The 15,218-nt window shown below is 68.1% G+C and carries 16 protein-coding genes; 5 read left to right on the top strand and 11 right to left on the bottom strand.

The window, feature by feature from the left end; all coding sequences use genetic code 11:
• Positions 1-2 precede the first annotated feature (2 nt).
• Positions 3-419, bottom strand: a complete 417-nt coding sequence (locus OG474_RS11540) for a MarR family winged helix-turn-helix transcriptional regulator (protein WP_405062243.1) — start codon at positions 417-419, stop codon at positions 3-5.
• A gap of 77 nt (positions 420-496) precedes the next feature.
• Between OG474_RS11540 and OG474_RS11535 the strand changes: the two genes are divergently transcribed.
• On the top strand, positions 497-1,387 hold the full coding sequence (locus OG474_RS11535) for an LLM class flavin-dependent oxidoreductase (protein WP_405062242.1): 891 nt from the start codon (positions 497-499) through the stop codon (positions 1,385-1,387).
• Here OG474_RS11535 and OG474_RS11530 read toward each other — a convergent pair.
• The 3 genes from OG474_RS11530 to OG474_RS11520 are packed head-to-tail and all read right to left on the bottom strand — an operon-like array spanning position 1,384 to position 3,447.
• Positions 1,384-2,175: an aldo/keto reductase gene (locus OG474_RS11530; RefSeq protein ID WP_405062241.1), complete on the bottom strand. Its 792-nt coding sequence runs from the start codon at positions 2,173-2,175 to the stop codon at positions 1,384-1,386. The genes OG474_RS11535 and OG474_RS11530 overlap by 4 nt on opposite strands.
• A complete protein-coding gene (locus OG474_RS11525; RefSeq protein WP_405062240.1) occupies positions 2,172-2,855 on the bottom strand; it encodes an RraA family protein in 684 nt (227 codons plus the stop codon). Before OG474_RS11525 ends, OG474_RS11530 begins: the two co-directional genes overlap by 4 nt.
• A 46-nt stretch (positions 2,856-2,901) precedes the next feature.
• Positions 2,902-3,447 (bottom strand): AAA family ATPase, encoded by a 546-nt coding sequence (locus tag OG474_RS11520; protein WP_405062239.1) that lies wholly within the window; start codon positions 3,445-3,447, stop codon positions 2,902-2,904.
• A 1,818-nt stretch (positions 3,448-5,265) separates the two neighbouring features.
• Here OG474_RS11520 and OG474_RS11515 point away from each other — a divergent pair.
• Complete coding sequence (locus OG474_RS11515; RefSeq protein WP_405062238.1) at positions 5,266-6,948, top strand: AlkA N-terminal domain-containing protein; 1,683 nt, start codon at positions 5,266-5,268, stop codon at positions 6,946-6,948.
• On the opposite strand, the gene OG474_RS11510 is transcribed toward OG474_RS11515, so the two are convergent.
• The 3 genes from OG474_RS11510 to OG474_RS11500 form a co-directional block, all read right to left on the bottom strand.
• Positions 6,930-7,676, bottom strand: coding sequence for an isocitrate lyase/phosphoenolpyruvate mutase family protein (locus OG474_RS11510; RefSeq protein WP_405062237.1), 747 nt, complete (start codon positions 7,674-7,676; stop codon positions 6,930-6,932). The genes OG474_RS11515 and OG474_RS11510 overlap by 19 nt on opposite strands.
• Positions 7,673-7,969: a putative quinol monooxygenase gene (locus OG474_RS11505; protein WP_405062236.1), complete on the bottom strand. Its 297-nt coding sequence runs from the start codon at positions 7,967-7,969 to the stop codon at positions 7,673-7,675. Before OG474_RS11505 ends, OG474_RS11510 begins: the two co-directional genes overlap by 4 nt.
• A gap of 111 nt (positions 7,970-8,080) precedes the next feature.
• Complete coding sequence (locus OG474_RS11500; protein ID WP_405062235.1) at positions 8,081-8,902, bottom strand: alpha/beta hydrolase family protein; 822 nt, start codon at positions 8,900-8,902, stop codon at positions 8,081-8,083.
• A gap of 124 nt (positions 8,903-9,026) precedes the next feature.
• Between OG474_RS11500 and OG474_RS11495 the strand changes: the two genes are divergently transcribed.
• A complete protein-coding gene (locus OG474_RS11495; RefSeq protein ID WP_405062234.1) occupies positions 9,027-9,839 on the top strand; it encodes a class I SAM-dependent methyltransferase in 813 nt (270 codons plus the stop codon).
• Here the strand turns inward: OG474_RS11495 and OG474_RS11490 are convergent.
• The 3 genes from OG474_RS11490 to OG474_RS11480 all read right to left on the bottom strand — a co-directional run bounded on the left by OG474_RS11490 (position 9,812) and on the right by OG474_RS11480 (position 12,404).
• On the bottom strand, positions 9,812-10,183 hold the full coding sequence (locus tag OG474_RS11490; RefSeq protein WP_405062233.1) for a VOC family protein: 372 nt from the start codon (positions 10,181-10,183) through the stop codon (positions 9,812-9,814). The genes OG474_RS11495 and OG474_RS11490 overlap by 28 nt on opposite strands.
• A 175-nt stretch (positions 10,184-10,358) precedes the next feature.
• Positions 10,359-11,186, bottom strand: coding sequence for a TrmH family RNA methyltransferase (locus tag OG474_RS11485; RefSeq protein WP_405062232.1), 828 nt, complete (start codon positions 11,184-11,186; stop codon positions 10,359-10,361).
• A 15-nt stretch (positions 11,187-11,201) separates the two neighbouring features.
• Positions 11,202-12,404 (bottom strand): TerC family protein, encoded by a 1,203-nt coding sequence (locus OG474_RS11480; protein ID WP_405062231.1) that lies wholly within the window; start codon positions 12,402-12,404, stop codon positions 11,202-11,204.
• A gap of 102 nt (positions 12,405-12,506) precedes the next feature.
• On the opposite strand from OG474_RS11480, the gene OG474_RS11475 reads away from it, so the two are divergent.
• Complete coding sequence (locus OG474_RS11475) at positions 12,507-13,115, top strand: TetR/AcrR family transcriptional regulator (RefSeq protein WP_405062230.1); 609 nt, start codon at positions 12,507-12,509, stop codon at positions 13,113-13,115.
• Between the two features lie 69 nt (positions 13,116-13,184).
• A complete protein-coding gene (locus tag OG474_RS11470) occupies positions 13,185-14,684 on the top strand; it encodes an FAD-dependent monooxygenase (protein WP_405062229.1) in 1,500 nt (499 codons plus the stop codon).
• Here the strand turns inward: OG474_RS11470 and OG474_RS11465 are convergent.
• On the bottom strand, positions 14,651-15,208 hold the full coding sequence (locus OG474_RS11465; RefSeq protein WP_405062228.1) for a helix-turn-helix domain-containing protein: 558 nt from the start codon (positions 15,206-15,208) through the stop codon (positions 14,651-14,653). The genes OG474_RS11470 and OG474_RS11465 overlap by 34 nt on opposite strands.
• Positions 15,209-15,218: the final 10 nt, after the last annotated feature.

The raw sequence follows: 15,218 nt of genomic DNA, 5'->3' as shown, positions 1-15,218 counted from the left end.
GCTCAGGCCTGGGCTAGGAGGCTTTGGAGGGCTGAGGTGAGGGTGTTGCGGGTGGCGGCGGGGAGGTTGCTGGTCAGTTGGGTGATTCGCTCGGTGACGGCTTCGTGGGCTTGGTTGGCGAGGGCTTCGCCGGCGGGGGTGAGGTGGATTTCGCAGGCTCGGCGGTCGGTGGGATGGGCGGTGCGGGTGACGAGAGTACGGCGTTCGAGGCGGTCGACCATGTTGGTGAGGGTGGAGCGTTCGATGCTCAGGGTGCGGCTCAGATCGGTCATGCCTTGGGGGCCGAGGAGCAGGACGCAGACGAGGTGAGCCTGCTGGGGGGTGAGGCCGAGCGGGCGGCTGGTCTCGGCGTACAGGTCCTGGAGGAGGTGCATCGTCTGCACGAGGGCACCGGTGAGCTCGGCCGTCTTCGTCGCCATGGATCCATGGTAGTCCGGAGACCTGATACTTCGTAGGGCTACTATTTAGGTCTACGAACTAAATCGGGAGGTTCATCATGTGGTTCGGATATGGCTCACCGGCCGGCGTGCGGGACGTCAGCACCATCCTGCGGCTGGCCGAGCAGGCCGATCGCGACGGGCTGGATCACGTCAGCGTGTCCGATCATCCGTACGTCGCCGACCTGCTCGACGGGTACGCGACCATCGGCGTACTGCTCGGGCGCACCACCCGGCTGTCGGCGTTCGTGAATGTGACCAACCTGCCGCTGCGCCCGGCGCCGGTGCTGGCGCGGACGGCGACCTCGCTCGCGGCGTTGTCGGACGGCCGGTTCATCCTCGGCCTCGGGGCCGGTGGTGCATGGGACAAGATCACCACGATGGGCGTTCCGGAGCTCCGGCCGGCGGCTGCGGTGGAGGCGTTCGAGGAGGCGATGCAGCTCGTCCACGGGCTGTCCGACGGCGGTCAACCGCAGCCCAGCAAGCACTATCCGATCGGCAGGCTCCGGCCTGCCCGAGTCGCCGCGCCGCTGATCTGGACCGGGTCGAACGGCCCGAAGTCGCTGGCCGCGACCGGTCGTCAGGCCGACGGCTGGATCCCCGGCCACTCCGCCGACTGGCTGAGCGAGCGCTACCGCTGGTCGCGCCCGATCATCGATGAAGCCGCTCTGTCGGTCGGCCGCAAGCCCACGGACGTCGCCACGATCTACAACTTCCCAGGCGAACTCACCAGCTCCCCGGTACGTCTTACTCGGGGCGACGACGGCATGTGGATCGGCGGCTCCAGCGACCAGTGGATCGACGAGCTGACGGACGCGATCCTCAACCACGGCGCCGGCGGCTTCACGTTCTTCCCGCGCGGAGCCGAACCGTTCGACGTACAGCTCGCCCGCTGGAGCAACGAAGTAGCCCCAGCCGTCCGCGCGGCCGTCTCGAGCCAGGCCAGCTAGCTCCTCTCCCGTGCACCGAGTATTGCGAGCTCCTGCGCGGTCAGCTGGAGACCGCCGGCCGCGACGTTCTGCTCCAGGTGCGGGATCTTGCCGGTGCCCGGGATCGCGAGGATGTTGGGCGAGCGATGCAGCGTCCAGGCGAGCCGGATCTGCTGCGGGCTGACCCCTTGGGCGTCGGCGGCTGCTTGGACCGCGGCGGTCGGCCCCCCGACCATCGAGGAGAACGGGACATACGCGATGCCTTGGCTCGCGCAGAGGTCGATCAGCGGGTCATCAGTCCGCTGGTCGACGGAGTAGCTGTTCTGGACGCAGACGACCGGGGCGATCGTCATAGCCTCGTGCAGCTGCTCGGTGCGGACATTGGAGACGCCGAGGTGCTGGATCAGGCCCTCGTCACGCATCGCAGCCAGTACGGCGAAGTGGTCGCCGAGGGAGCCGGAGTCGTCGGGGACACGGAGGTTGACGAGGCCGAGCGAGTCGACGCCGAGGACGCGCAGGTTGTCCTCGACCTGCGCGCGCAGCTCGGCGGCGGTCGTGGCGTAGTAGAAGCCGCGCTCCGGGGAGGTGCCTGGGCCGACCTTCGTCGCGATCAACAGCTCCGGCGGGTACGGCGAGAGTGCCTCCCGGATCAGTTCGTTCGCGGCGCCGTAGAACTGCGCGGTGTCGAAGTGGTCTACTCCGAGCTCGACCGCGCGACGCAGCACGGCAACACCGGTGGCCGGGTCGAGCCGCATCGCGCCGAACCCGATCCGGCGGACGGTGTGGTCGCCGAGCTTCCAGGTCGTCACTGCTCGATCGCTCCCTTGGCCGCGTCCAGATGCTGGCGGAAGGTCAGCGACGGGTCGGCCGCACGGGCCGTCAGATACGCGCCGAAGTTGACCTGCTCACGCAACGAACGACCGGCGCGAATGTCCTCGGACTGACGTCGCTCGGTGGCCATGATCGAATCGGCGAGATCGAACAGCTCCTCGATCCGGTCCGCCGGCACGAAGAGCAGGCCGTCCTCGTCGCCGAGCACGAGGTCGTCCGACGTCACCGTCCACTCGCCGATAGTTGCCTTGGACAACGCATCGGCGGGCTGCGGGTCGAGATGGATCGGGCCGTTCGGTAGCGCGCCGAGACTGAACAGCGGCAGCCCGATCGCCTGCACGTCAACGGTGTCCCGGTGCAGACCCCAGATCACGACGCCGCTGCAGCCGGCGCCTTGTGCCTCTGCCGAGATCAGGTCGCCGACGCATGCCTCGTCGCGGCGTCCGCCGTTGTCGACCACCAGCACGTCGCCAGGGATCGCGTTCTCGAACGCTTCCAGGTAGACGTCGATGCTGCCCATATGCTGGACCGGGAGCACCCGCCCAGCCACACGGCCGCCAACCACAGCAGTGAGCGAGACCGTGCGTACCGGCAAACCTGAACGTAGACAGGCGTCCGCTACATGCGCTGTGGTGAGTTCGTCGAACCGTTCCAGCATCCCCACACCCCTCTTCGGTTGATTCACCGACGACAGTAATGGGTGCCTAGGACAGGAACTGCAAGACCTCTTGGAACGACGGGTTGTAGTCCTCCGTCGAGGTGTCGACCGTGAGGTTGGGTACGGGTAGATCCACGGCCTGGAAGGCGCTGTGGGTCCGAAGTCGTGCATCCGCGGTGATCTGGGAGTCCTCGTGTGCTGCACGTCGCGGGTCGTTCTCGGTACGCGCGGTGATGCGGTCGAGAGCGAGCTCGGCCGGGACGATGCAATGAACAACACGCAGGTCTGCCCGGTCGAGCAACGGACTCAGCCCGGGGGTCCAGACGCGGTCCTGGAACGCTGCCTCGGCAACGATCGTCGTACCGCGGCCGACCAGCAGACCGATCACATCGAAGAACGTCGACAGCGTCCGCATCGTGAGCGGATCACCCGGCCCGGGGACGAATCCCGGGGTCGCGTGGACCATCCCCTCCTTGATCTCGTCCCGGCAGATCGCCGGACATCCGATCGCCGCGGCGACCCGATGCGCCAACGTCGTCTTCCCGGTCCCGGGTGGACCACTGACGACAACCACCAAAGGCTTCGAGTGCACCGCCGCACCCTAGTCATCTCTAGCCCGTCCCGCCAGCCAAATCCGCGGAACGACAGGACATATACCTCTGAGATGCCCTCCCCGCGGGTGCCTCCCCACGGGGACAGTCGTCCACGCACACACCCATGTCCTGTCCCTCCGCCGACAGCCGACAGCCGTCCGCCCTCCGCTGTCCGCCCTCCGCCGGCAGGCGTCCACCCTCCGCCGGCAGGCGTCCACCTTCCGCTGACAGCCGTCCGCGTTCCGCTGAGTGCTGGAGCTGCGGCGGCGATCCGATCGGGTCCGGCAATATCAGCGCCGGTCCGGTGAGGCGGCCACGGCCCGAGGGCATTTGATGGGTTCACCCATGAGGTTGTGGCTTCCTGACCCGCATGCGGGTGCAGAACCCGCACGCCGGTGGGTGAACCCATCAGATTGCCGGGGCCCTGGGGTCGTCGCGTTGCCGGTACGGCGGGTGCTCGTGGTTGCGGTTGGTTTGCTGCGGCCGGCGTCCGCCGCAACCCGGTCGACCGCAACCCGGTCGACCGGTACCCGGGCGGTGAGCTGTGGTGGCGCGGCAGGTTCCCGGATGATTGCCGCCGGTTTGGCAGTAGGTCTCCGTGAATCTGTGCCTGGTCGCGGCTCGTGCGTGTTTGCGGGGATCTGCTGTCTCTGGGAGGCAGCAGCCCCCCGCAAAGAGAGCTGTACCCCCGATTCGCGCCGCACCGGACAGGCCGGATACGTGGTCGGTGGCTGGCCGCCGCGGCGGCCGATTTACTGAAGCGCTAGGCGGGCGTGGTCTGGGGTTGAGGGGGATGGCGAGGCCGGTGACCACGTCCCGGCCGCCTGAGCTTCCGGGCTTCGGTTGCGGTGCCGGAAAATGAGGGGATCTCCCCGCAAGTTGCTGGTTCTCCCCTCAATATTTGAGCAGAGAAGGGCCCATTTGAACGGATATCCAGTGAAATTCCGCACGCTGGCAGCCGACCCGAACCGTAGTGGTCAACCGCGGCGGCGGGTCGGTTGACTGGCCTCCGGATCGTCGGGAGCAACCACAGCGACCGGTCAGCGAACAGGCCTCCTCAGCAGCCCGCTCAGCCAGAGCCCGTCAGCCACAGGCAACGGGAACCGCGATCACAACCGCACCATCCGGCCCAGCCGAAGACCACCCCAGCCACACCGCTTCAGGTAATACCGGCCGCAGCGGCGACCAGCCACCGCGTACGCCACCGGCCGAATCGGAGCGGCCGGATGGGACGAGCACCTTCGGGGAGGCGGGGTTCCTGTCCAGCCGAAGTCCTCAGCCACCGCAACCGATCACCCTGCTGCGATATCGCTCCCCAAACCGGTTCGGGGAGCGTCTCGTCCTTCCGGAAGATGAACCGGGGAGCATTCACCCCCCGAATCCGTCTCAAATCCTCCCCGAACCGGTTTGGGGAGGATGCCGCCTGCCCATTCGCAACAGGCTCAAGGCGGCCAGAACCCCGTGAACCAGGGCCGCCGTTGTCAACGTCCGACGGATCGGAGACGGGGCTTTCCGGTTCTTCGGACGTTGATAGGGGTGGCGGGTTAGCGTCCGACGGATCGGAGACGGGGCTTTCTGGTTCTTCGGACGTTGACAGGGGTGGCGGGTTAACGTCCGGCGGATCGGAGACGGGGTCTCTGGTTCTTTCGGACGTTGTTGGGGTCTGATCGGGCCGGGACCGGGGTGCGTGTGCTGGGGGTGCGCGGCGGCGGTGGGGGTGGAGGTAGAGCGGTTGGTGGGTGGAATGTGGGGTGGCGGGGAATGTCGGTGGGGGTGGTTAGCGTGATGGGAATGAGTGGGAGGGCTTGGGACTGGGGATGACGACGTATTCGGCGGTGCGGACGACCGGGATCTACTGCCGGCCGGGGTGTGGGGCGAAGCCGTTGGCGGAGAACGTGCAGACGTTCGAGCTGGCGGCCGCGGCGGAGGCGGCTGGGTTCCGGGCTTGTCTGCGGTGCCGGCCGTATCGGGTGGCGGGGACGGTGGCTGACGAGGCGCCGGAGCTGGTGTGCCGGGCGGTGCAGCTGATCATCGCGGGGGTGCTGGATGCCGCGGGGGAGGCGGCGCTGGCGGCGCGGATCGGGGTGTCGGCGCGGCATCTGCGGCGGATGTTCCATGAGCACCTGGGGGTGACGCCGGATCAGTTCGCGCGGTCGCGGCGGGCGCATTTCGCGCGGCGGTTGCTGGACGACTCCGAGCTGGGGATCGCGGAGGTGGCGTTCGCGTCGGGGTTCGGGAGTCTGCGGCAGTTCAACCGGGCGATGCGGGAGATCTTCCGGGCCTCGCCGAAGGAGCTGCGCGAGCGGCGGCGGAAGACGGATCGGCTGACAGCGGACGGCGGTCTGGTGCTGCGGCTGCCGTACACCCCGCCGTACGACTGGGAAGCGATGAGCGGGTTCCTCGCTGCTCAAGCGATTCCGGGGGTCGAGTCGGTCGAGGGCGGGGTCTACCGGCGGACGATCACGCTCGACGGTGCGCCCGGGCTGCTGGAGATCGGACCCGGCGGTCCGGACCACCTGTTGCTCCACGCGCACCTGCCGTTCTGGGAGGGCGTCATGCACGTGGTCGACCGCGCCGCCTGCCTGGTCGGCCTCGAGACGGACCTGAGTACAGCCCGCCAGTTCCTCAGCGGCGACCCAGAGCTCGCCCCGCGCCTAGCTGCCCGGCCGGGGCTCCGCATCCCCGGCGCCTGGGGCCCGTTCGAGGTGGCAGTACAAGCAGTCCTCCGCAACCCACCCGAGACGCTCCAAGAACCAGACGAGGTACGACGGGAGCCGCGCCACCGGACCGAGGTGTTGGCGGTGCTGGGCGCCGGTGATCGGGAGCTGAGCCCTTGGCGCGATGAACCGGGAGGACTGGGGTCTGCAGGTGAGCAGGCAGGGCATGCGCGCGATGTGTTGGGGGAGCGGGAATCTGCGGGCGGGGCCTTACCGGGTTCGGGTGCAGCGGGCGCGGTAGTGGGTGAGCAGGCCGACGCGCACGGGGTGAAGCGCGGGCGGGGTGAGGTGGATGAGGTGCGGCGCGGGCGGGGTGCGGTGGGCGAGGCGGATGAGGTACGGCGTCGGGGCGGGGATGTGGATGTGGTGCGGGGCGGGCGGGGTGCGGTGGGCGAGGGGGATCAGGTGCGGCGCGGGGGTGGGGGTGCGGATGAGGTGTTGCGGAAGATTGTTGAGGTGTATGGGATTGCGGTGCCGGGGTTGGGGTTTGGGTTGACGCACTTGTTTCCGGCTCCGGAGGCGTTGACTGGGGTGGAGCCGGTTGCGGCGTTGGCGCGGGAAGTTGCTGATGGCAACATCGTGCTCGACTGCGGGAGGCCGGAGGAGTTGGCTCGGCGGCTGGAGCAGGTGGCTGGGGTGAGCCGGAGGGCGGCGCAGTTGGTGGTGATGCGGCTTGGGGGCCGAGATGCTTGGCCGCTCGACGGCGACGCCGGGCATCTCAGCCCCTGGAGGTCTTTGGCCGCGTTCCACCACTTGGTAGACGACTACGCCAAGGTGTCGTAGGTGCCGGTCTTCAACAGCTCGGTCGCGGCGGTGGTGGCCAGGGCATAGGCGCGAGCGGTGATGGCCGGGCCGACGCTGATCCGGGTGACACCTAGCGCGACCAGTTCGGGCACGGATGGGGCGCCTGGACCGACCATTACGTTGAGAGGCAGGGGAGACTCAGTCGCCAGCGTGCGAATCGTCGGCGCGTCGACCACCGCCGGGACGAACAGGACGTCCGCCCCGGCTTCGGCGTACAGGTGGGCGCGTTCGATCGTGCCGGTGCCGTCGCCGAACATGTAGGTATCCGTCCGGGCGTTGATGACCAGATCGATGCCGAAGGCAACCGCAGTGGCGCGCGCAGTGCGGATGCGGTCGGCGTGGACGGCAGGTTCGTCGAGGACGCCGCCGGTGCTGTCCTCGAGGTTGATCCCGACCGCGCCCGCCGCGAGGACAGCGGCGACGGTCGCCGCCACATCGCCGTACCCGGCCTCGATATCGACCGTCACCGGCACCGCCACCGCGCCCACGATCGACCGGATCGCACCGACCGCGGCCTCCAGCGAGAGCCCACCACCATCAGCCACCCCGAGAGACCAAGCAACCCCGGCGCTGGTGGTGGCGATCGCCGACGCCCCGGCGGCCTCGATGGCGCGGGCGGAGCCGGCGTCCCATGCGTTCGCCAGGACGAGCGGCGGCTGCGTGTGGAGTGCGCGCAGCCGCCGGGCCTGCTCGGCCTGAGTGCTCACAGGCTGACCAGGAGTTCGTGGTCGTGCTCGACGAAGTCCACGATCAGTTCGGCGAACCGGCCCGCGATCAGTTCCTTGTACGTCGAGGATCCGGTGTGCGCGTCGTACGCCGACTGGCTCGCGAAGTGTTCGACGAACAGCAGGTAGTCCGGGTTCGCCGGGTGCCGGTAGACGCGGAACGACAGCGTGCCCTCCTCGGCGCCCGGCCCGAGCGGCGCGAACTCGCGGACGATCTCCTCGGCGAGCGCCTGGTTGCCGGGCTTGAGCTGGATGGGAAAGACCTTGGCCAACATGACGGTTTCCTCCTGAAGGGTGTGTTCGAAGCCCCTCAAGATTCGCCCGCGGACCTACCGCAGGTCTGGCCACATCCGGACGTGTCCGGTGCAAAAGCAGAGCCGGACACGTTACGTGCGAGCGCGCAGCCGATCCGGCAACCCCGGCAGCTCCAGCCACTGCGCCAGGAACCGGGCCCGATCGCTATACGCAGCGACCTCGTTGATCACATGCCCGGTGTCGTACCACCGGAACTCCTTCGGTTCGCTCCCCGCCGCGAAGAACGCCTCGCACTGCGCCCGGCTCACGTTCTGATCGAACCAGGCCGACTGGAACAGCAGCGCAGCCGGCGCCGCCGAGCCGACGAAGTGCCCGCAGTCGTACGGCTCCATCAGCGCCAGCAGCGGTTCGTACACCTCCGGCGTCATCGACTCCCGCAGCGCCTTGATCTCCTTGTACGGCGTCTCGCGGTAGAAGATGCTCATCCCGGACATCCCCGAGTCGAACACGAAGCACCGGAACCGATGGTCGATCCCGCTCACCGTGCCGGCCATCATCGCGCCCATCGAGTGCCCGACACAGCCCAACCGCTCCACGCCGTACGACGTGAGCAGGTCGGCGCCGCGCCGGATCGCGAGGATCGACTCGCGCAGATTGCGGACCGAGTCGCCGGTGTCCGCGATCGCGAGCGACAGCGCGATCCCGCCCGCCTCGGCGACCTGAATGGCCTCCGGCAGGAACGCCTCCCGCCCACCGGTCGAATGCTGGTAGACGACCCCAGCCAGGTCGTCGCCGGCGAGCAGAGCGCCGGACGGAAAGACCAAGTAGCCGTCGACGCGACCGCCCTCGGCGTTGTCGTAGCTGCAGCGGGTGACCACCACGCCGTCGCGCTCACCCAGGACGTCGGTGACCGGATTCAGCGGCAGCGCACTGTCGTAGGAGAGATCAGGCATGTCATCAGGGATAGAAGCATTTGCTCCCGGCAACTAGCATGTATCGCTATGTAAGACGATATGTCTCATCAAGCAAGATCTTGCGCTAGCCTGAGGCGTGTCGCCGGAGGCAAAGGAGCCTGGGATGAATAACGTGTACACGCACGGCCACCACGAATCGGTACTGCGCTCGCACAGCTGGCGCACCGCGGAGAATTCGGCCGGCTACCTCCTCCCGCATCTGCGGCCCGGCATGTCGCTCCTCGACATCGGCGCCGGCCCCGGCACGATCACCGCCGACCTGGCCCGCCTGGTCGAGCCCGGCCGGACGACCGCGCTCGAAGCCAGCGAGAAGGCCCTCGCGATCACCCGCGAGACCTTCGCCGACCTGGACATCGCGGTCGAGTTCGTCGTCGGCGACGTACACGCCCTCGATCTCCCCGACGATTCGTACGACGTCGTCCACGCGCACCAGGTTCTGCAGCACGTCGCCGACCCGGTCCAGGCGCTCCGCGAGATGCGCCGCGTCTGCAAGCCGGGCGGGATCGTCGCTGCCCGCGACTCGGACTACCGCGCCTTCGCCTGGTATCCGACGCTCCCCGAGCTCGACGAGTGGATGGAGCTCTACCAGCAGATGGCGCGGGCGAACGGCGGTGAGCCGGACGCGGGCCGACAGTTGCTCTCGTGGGCGCTAGAGGCCGGCTTCTCGAAGGTCGAGCCGACCGCGAGCAACTGGACGTTCGCCGATCCCGAAGGCCGGGCGTTCTGGGGTGGTATGTGGGCCGACCGCATCCTCCAGTCGGCGATGGCCGAGCAGGCCCGGGCGGCCGGCGTACCCGAGGCAACGCTCGAAGGGATCTCCGCTGCGTGGCGCGCCTGGGCCGTGCGGCCGGATGGCTGGATCTCCATCCTGCACGGCGAAATCCTTTGCTACAAAGACGCGAGTACGACGAGGTAGTCGTCCGGATCGCGCAACCAGAGCTCATCGTGGCCGGCGTTCGGATTGTGGTGGACGTCGGTCTGGATCACGGCATCGTTCGCCAGCGCCCGAGCCGCTGCCGCACGGAGGTCGTCGGTCTCGAACCACAGCGTGACGCCGTTCCCCAGCGCCTGCGCAGGATCACCGATGGTCCCGTGATGATGCTCGACCTCCAGCCGATGGAGCTGCAGCACCAGTACGCCGTCGGCAACGATCCGCTCGTATTCCGGTCCGCCGTGGCCGCTCTCGGCACCGAGCACCGCGCAGTACCAGGCACTGCTCTTCTCGACATCGCGCACGGCGATCATGGGTTGTGGTCGCATACCGACGACGTTCGTGTCCTGAGTCAGAACTTCGACGGCACTGAAGGCGCCCAGGCACGCACCTCGCGGCGTTGGCGAAACGCCCACGATGAACCCCGCATCGAGGACGCTCCGCCGCCTTGCGATGCACGCACCTGGACACCTCCAGCACTCGCCGAACTCCTGACTCAGGACACTAGGCGGGCGGCGGCGTACCGGTCTTGAAGGAATGGGAACGCTGGCGGGAAACCTCATACAGTACGGCGGTCGCCGCGTTGGCCGCGTTCAGCGAACTGGCGGCGCCGGTGATCGGGATCCGGACCAGAACGTCGGCAGCCTCTTTCCAGGCGGAGCTCAATCCGTTGGTCTCGTTGCCGATGAGCACCAACGCAGGCTGGGTGAAGTCGAAGTCGAACACATCGACCGTGCCTGACTCGTCGGTTCCCGCGACCACGATCGGGACGTCGGTACGCCGTACCCAATCGATCACCTCGCGGTGTGAAGGAGCCCGGACCGCCGGTACGGCGAAGAGCGAGCCGGTGGTCGCGCGGACCGCCTTCGGATCGTAGATGTCGGCCGCGTGGCCGGTGACGATCACGCCGGACGCACCGAAAGCGTCGGCGGACCGGATGATCGAGCCGATGTTGCCGGGGCCGGTCGGGCGGTCGAAGACGACACCGAGGAAGTCCGGACCGACCGGAATCCGGTCGAGATCGTCGGCTGGCATCTCCAGCACCGCGATCAGCTCTGGCTCGTCCTTCTCGCCGAGCTCAGCCAGCAGCGCCGGCTCCATCGCGATGCGCTCGACGCCAGGGAGTCGAGTGAGCAGGTCACGAGCCCACGTCGACAACGGCCGGGCGGCATCGTGGATGACCGCCCGGATCGGCCACCCGTGGTCCACGGCCAGCGAGATCGGCCGCACCCCGTGCACGAGGAACTCCCCAGCCCGCTGCCGCTTGTTCCGATTCCCCAAATACGACTGCCACACCTGGAACCGGGCGTTCCGCGTCGAGATCCGCTGCATCAGCCCACCCTAGAGCTAGGGCTGGATGTAGCCCTTGGTGTGGCCCGCGTGCAGAGTCGCGTGGGTTTCGGCGACCTGGTGGCAGAGGGCCAGCAGTTCGGGCTCGTTCTTGACCTGCTGGCGAGCCTTCGGGCCGAGGGCGACGATGTGGTCGCGGGCGCGGAGGAGGCGGAGGAAGATGCGCTCGCGCTCCCCCGGGTCGTCGGTGTACTCCTCGTCCAGGTACGCCGTCGCGTCCCGGCGGATGTGGGCCATCGCGGTCTGGGTGCGGCCGCGGGTGCTGAACAGGGACGCGAGGATCGTCAGCACCAGCACGACCAGGATCACCACCAGCGACAGGCCGGTGCTGATCTCGCCGACCTCGATGTGCTCGCCGTCGTTGATGAACGGCAGGTTGTTCTCGTGCAGTGCGTGCAGGATCAGCTTCGCGCCGATGAAGGCCAGGATCGCCGCCAGCCCGAAGGACAGGTAGATCAGCCGGTCCAGCAGACCGTCGAGCAGGAAGTAGAGCTGCCGCAGGCCGAGCAGGCTGAACGCGGTCGCGGTGAAGACGACGAACACGTTCTGGGTGAGGCCGAAGATCGCCGGGATCGAGTCCAGCGCGAACATCAGGTCGGTCCCGCCGATGGCCACCATCACCAGCAGCATCGGGGTCATCACCCGCTGGCCGTCGATCCTCGTGAACAGCTTGTCGTCGTCGAAGTCGGGGCTGGTCCTGAAGAGCCGGCGGGCCAGCCGGACCACGAGGTTCTGCGCCGAGTGCGACTCCTCGGTCTCGGGCTTGAGCATGTTGCCCGCCGTGATCAGCAGCACGATCCCGAACAGGTAGAACACCCACGAGAACGAGTTCAGCAGCGCCGAGCCGAGGAAGATGAAGCCGGCCCGGGCGATCAGCGAGACCACGATGCCGACCAGCAGCACCTTCTGCTGGTTCTCCCGGGGGACGCGGAAGCTGGTCATGATGATCAGGAAGACGAACAGGTTGTCGACCGACAGCGCCTTCTCGGTGACATAGCAGGCGAAGTACTCCGACCCCATCGCCGAACCACCCAGGACGAACGTCCCGACTCCGAACAGTACGGCGATCCCGACGTACAGGGCGGACCAGACCGCGGCCTCGCGCAGGGTGGGCACGTGCGCCGACCGGACGTGGAAGAAGTAGTCGAACAGCAGCAGCCCGACAATCCCGAGCAGGGTCAACACCCAGGCCAGCGTCATGAGGCCAGCCAATCACGGCGGCGTCCTCGGACACGCCACCATCAGGAAAATTGCCGAAACGGCATCTTTGCCTAAAGGGTAAGTTTGTGTAGAGTCGGTGTCATGACCGAGGGGCTGCGGGAGCGGAAGAAGCGGGAGACCCGGATCGCGCTCAGCTGGGCGGCGGTCCGGCTGGTCGTCGAGCGTGGGTACGGCGCGGTCCGGATCGAGGACATCGCGGCCGAGGCCGGGGTCTCGCTGCGGACGTTCCGCAACTACTTCACCAGCAAGGCGGAGGCGATCGCCGCCCGCCAGGTCGACCGCGGCCACGCGGTCAACGCCGCACTCCGGGAGCGACCGGCCGACGAGCCCTTGTGGGATGCGGTGCGCGCCGCGGTCGCCGCCGGCTTCGCGCTTGGCGAAGAAGGTCACGGCGGTCTGCAACTGCCGGACGAGTCCTGGCTGACCGGTGTTCGGTTGATGGTCGCCGAGCCTGCCCTCCAAGGCGCGATGGCGGGCGCGCAGGCCGCGGTGACCGAGGAGCTGGTCGGCATCGTGGCCGAGCGGACCGGTGCCACCGGCATCTATCCGCGGCTGGTCGCCGAGGTCATCGGCGCCGCTCAGTTGACCGCGACGCATGAATGGCTGCGGGCCGATCCGCCGCGGCCGATGTTCGAGCTGTTCCACGAGGTTCTCGACCGGATCACCGCCGGTCTGCCCGAGCCCTCCTAAATCTCAAAGCCGAAAACCCCCTGGCGACCAGCCGGGGTGCTGAGTCCTGCCCAGAAAGGGGCAATCACCATGGATATCGACGTCGTCATTGCCGGAGCTGGCCCGAACGGACTGCTCCTCGCCGCCGAACTACGCCTCGCCGGAGTCCGTCCGATCGTCCTCGAGCGCCTCCCCGAACGCAGCAACGAACAGCGCGCCAACGGCCTGGTCGGCCAGGTCGCCCGCGCCCTCGACCGCCGCGGTCTCGCCGAACCCCTCGGTGGCGATCCGGGCGGCCCGATCCCGCGGCCGGAGTACATCTTCGCCGCGATGCGCCTGCCTCTGCAGCTGATCGACGACAACCCGATCTACATCCTGCCGTCGCCGCAGCCGAAGATCGAGGCTGTTCTGGAGGAGCGCGCGCTGGAGTTGGGTGCCGACCTTCGCCGCGGTCACGAGCTGGCCGGCTTCACCCAGGACGAGGACGGCGTCACCGTTGAGGTTGCCGGTCCCGATGGCCCCTATGCGCTGCGTGCCAAGTTCCTCGTCGGCGCCGATGGTGGTCGCAGTCGCACCCGCAAGCTGGCCGGCATCGACTTCGTCGGGGTGACCAACGATGCGATGGTGTCGCGACTCGGACATGCCTCGATCCCGGCCGAGTACTTCGACCCGGCGAGCGGCGTACTGAGGATTCCCGGGTACGGCGACATCCCGCCGTTCATGCATCATCGGTCCGACCGCGGACTGTTCGTGTACGCGCCCTTCCCGGGACGGCAGCCGTTGGTCAGCACCGGCGAGTGGAATGAGTCGGACGCTGGCGAGATGACGTTCGAGGAGCTCCAGGCGAGTGTCGATCGGGTGCTCGGGGTGCACCTGCCGCTGATCCAGGAGTCCGAGTTCGTACGGCGAAATGTCGGCGGCAACACGCGAATCGCCGACCGGTTCCGGGCTGGGCGGGTCCTGCTGGTCGGGGATGCCGCGCATGTGCACTCGGCGATGGGCGGACCGGGGCTCAATCTCGGACTGCAGGATGTCCTCAACCTGGGCTGGAAGTTGGCCGCTGAGGTTCAGGGTTGGGCACCCGAGGGTCTGCTCGACACCTACGAGTCCGAACGCCGGCCAGTTGGTGAGCGCGTGGTCATGCAGACCCAGGCGCAGTCCGCATTGGTTGCCCCAGGCCCCGAAGTCACCGCACTCCGCAAGGTGTTCGCCGAACTGCTCACCGAGCCCGCGACCGTTCAGCACATCGCGGATCTGATCTCCGGTGCGGACATTCGCTACTTCGACGGTCCGCATCCGCTGATCGGTCGTTCGGTCCCCGACCTGACCGTCGATGGTGTCCGACTGGCCGAGATCCTGCGCTCCGGTCGGCCTGTGCTGCTCGATCTGCTGGAAGGGTCGCCGTACGCGTCCCACGCCAACGAGCGGGTCGACCTCGTCACCGGTCGCGGCGAACAGCAGGTCGCGATGCTGATCCGGCCGGACGGCTACGTCGCCTGGGCTGCTGACGATGCTGCTGCCTCGGAAGGCCTCCAGGCGGCGCTGGCGAAGTGGTTTCAGGTGCGGAACTTGACCAGCGCGACGACGTAACGACAGGAGGTGTCGGTCGGATTGTGGAAAGTGGTGGGGGACGGTGCGCCTAGCTGGAGGCAATCGCCCGGATTCAGCTCGTGTACCTCCTGTCCTTCGTGCAGCCGCAACCGTCCGTCGAGGATCCAGATCTGCTGGCTCTTGAAGATGTACGCGTCGGCCGGATAGGAGATGGACGCTCCCGGCGGCAGTTCAACCTCGACGAGCTCCAGCGGTCCATCGGTCGCGGGTGACAACGCGCGGCGCTGGTAGTCGGTGACCGGGTCGATCCACACCGGCTGGTCCGCGGCTCGACGTACCAGCTCGCCGGTGTTCTCGGCTCGGGCGACCAGCTCGGACAGGGTCATGCCGAGCGCGCCGGAGAGCTTGCCGAGCAGGACGGCGGTCGGCTGGGCCTCGCCGCGTTCGATCTTGCCGATCATCGCGCGGGAGACGCCGGAGCGCTCGGCGAGCGCGTTCACGGACAGGTCCTGGGCGATCCGGGCGGCCTGCACGGTCGCGGCGAGCGAGTCGGAGAGATCCACGCTTGCCACT

It is taken from the genome of Kribbella sp. NBC_01505 (genome assembly GCF_045040285.1).
GTDB lineage: Bacteria > Actinomycetota > Actinomycetes > Propionibacteriales > Kribbellaceae > Kribbella.
This window is presented reverse-complemented; position numbering and strand designations above follow the sequence as displayed.

Bases quoted from the DNA above. Each gene is read 5' to 3' on its own strand.
- OG474_RS11480 (WP_405062231.1), bottom strand. From the start codon at position 12,404: ATGACGCTGGCCTGGGTGTTGACCCTGCTCGGGATTGTCGGGCTGCTG.
- OG474_RS11485 (WP_405062232.1), bottom strand. From the start codon at position 11,186: ATGCAGCGGATCTCGACGCGGAACGCCCGGTTCCAGGTGTGGCAGTCG.
- OG474_RS11535 (WP_405062242.1), top strand. From the start codon at position 497: ATGTGGTTCGGATATGGCTCACCGGCCGGCGTGCGGGACGTCAGCACC.
- OG474_RS11495 (WP_405062234.1), top strand. From the start codon at position 9,027: ATGAATAACGTGTACACGCACGGCCACCACGAATCGGTACTGCGCTCG.
- OG474_RS11490 (WP_405062233.1), bottom strand. From the start codon at position 10,183: ATGCGACCACAACCCATGATCGCCGTGCGCGATGTCGAGAAGAGCAGT.
- OG474_RS11515 (WP_405062238.1), top strand. From the start codon at position 5,266: ATGACGACGTATTCGGCGGTGCGGACGACCGGGATCTACTGCCGGCCG.
- OG474_RS11540 (WP_405062243.1), bottom strand. From the start codon at position 419: ATGGCGACGAAGACGGCCGAGCTCACCGGTGCCCTCGTGCAGACGATG.
- OG474_RS11505 (WP_405062236.1), bottom strand. From the start codon at position 7,969: ATGTTGGCCAAGGTCTTTCCCATCCAGCTCAAGCCCGGCAACCAGGCG.
- OG474_RS11470 (WP_405062229.1), top strand. From the start codon at position 13,185: ATGGATATCGACGTCGTCATTGCCGGAGCTGGCCCGAACGGACTGCTC.
- OG474_RS11525 (WP_405062240.1), bottom strand. From the start codon at position 2,855: ATGCTGGAACGGTTCGACGAACTCACCACAGCGCATGTAGCGGACGCC.
- OG474_RS11475 (WP_405062230.1), top strand. From the start codon at position 12,507: ATGACCGAGGGGCTGCGGGAGCGGAAGAAGCGGGAGACCCGGATCGCG.
- OG474_RS11500 (WP_405062235.1), bottom strand. From the start codon at position 8,902: ATGCCTGATCTCTCCTACGACAGTGCGCTGCCGCTGAATCCGGTCACC.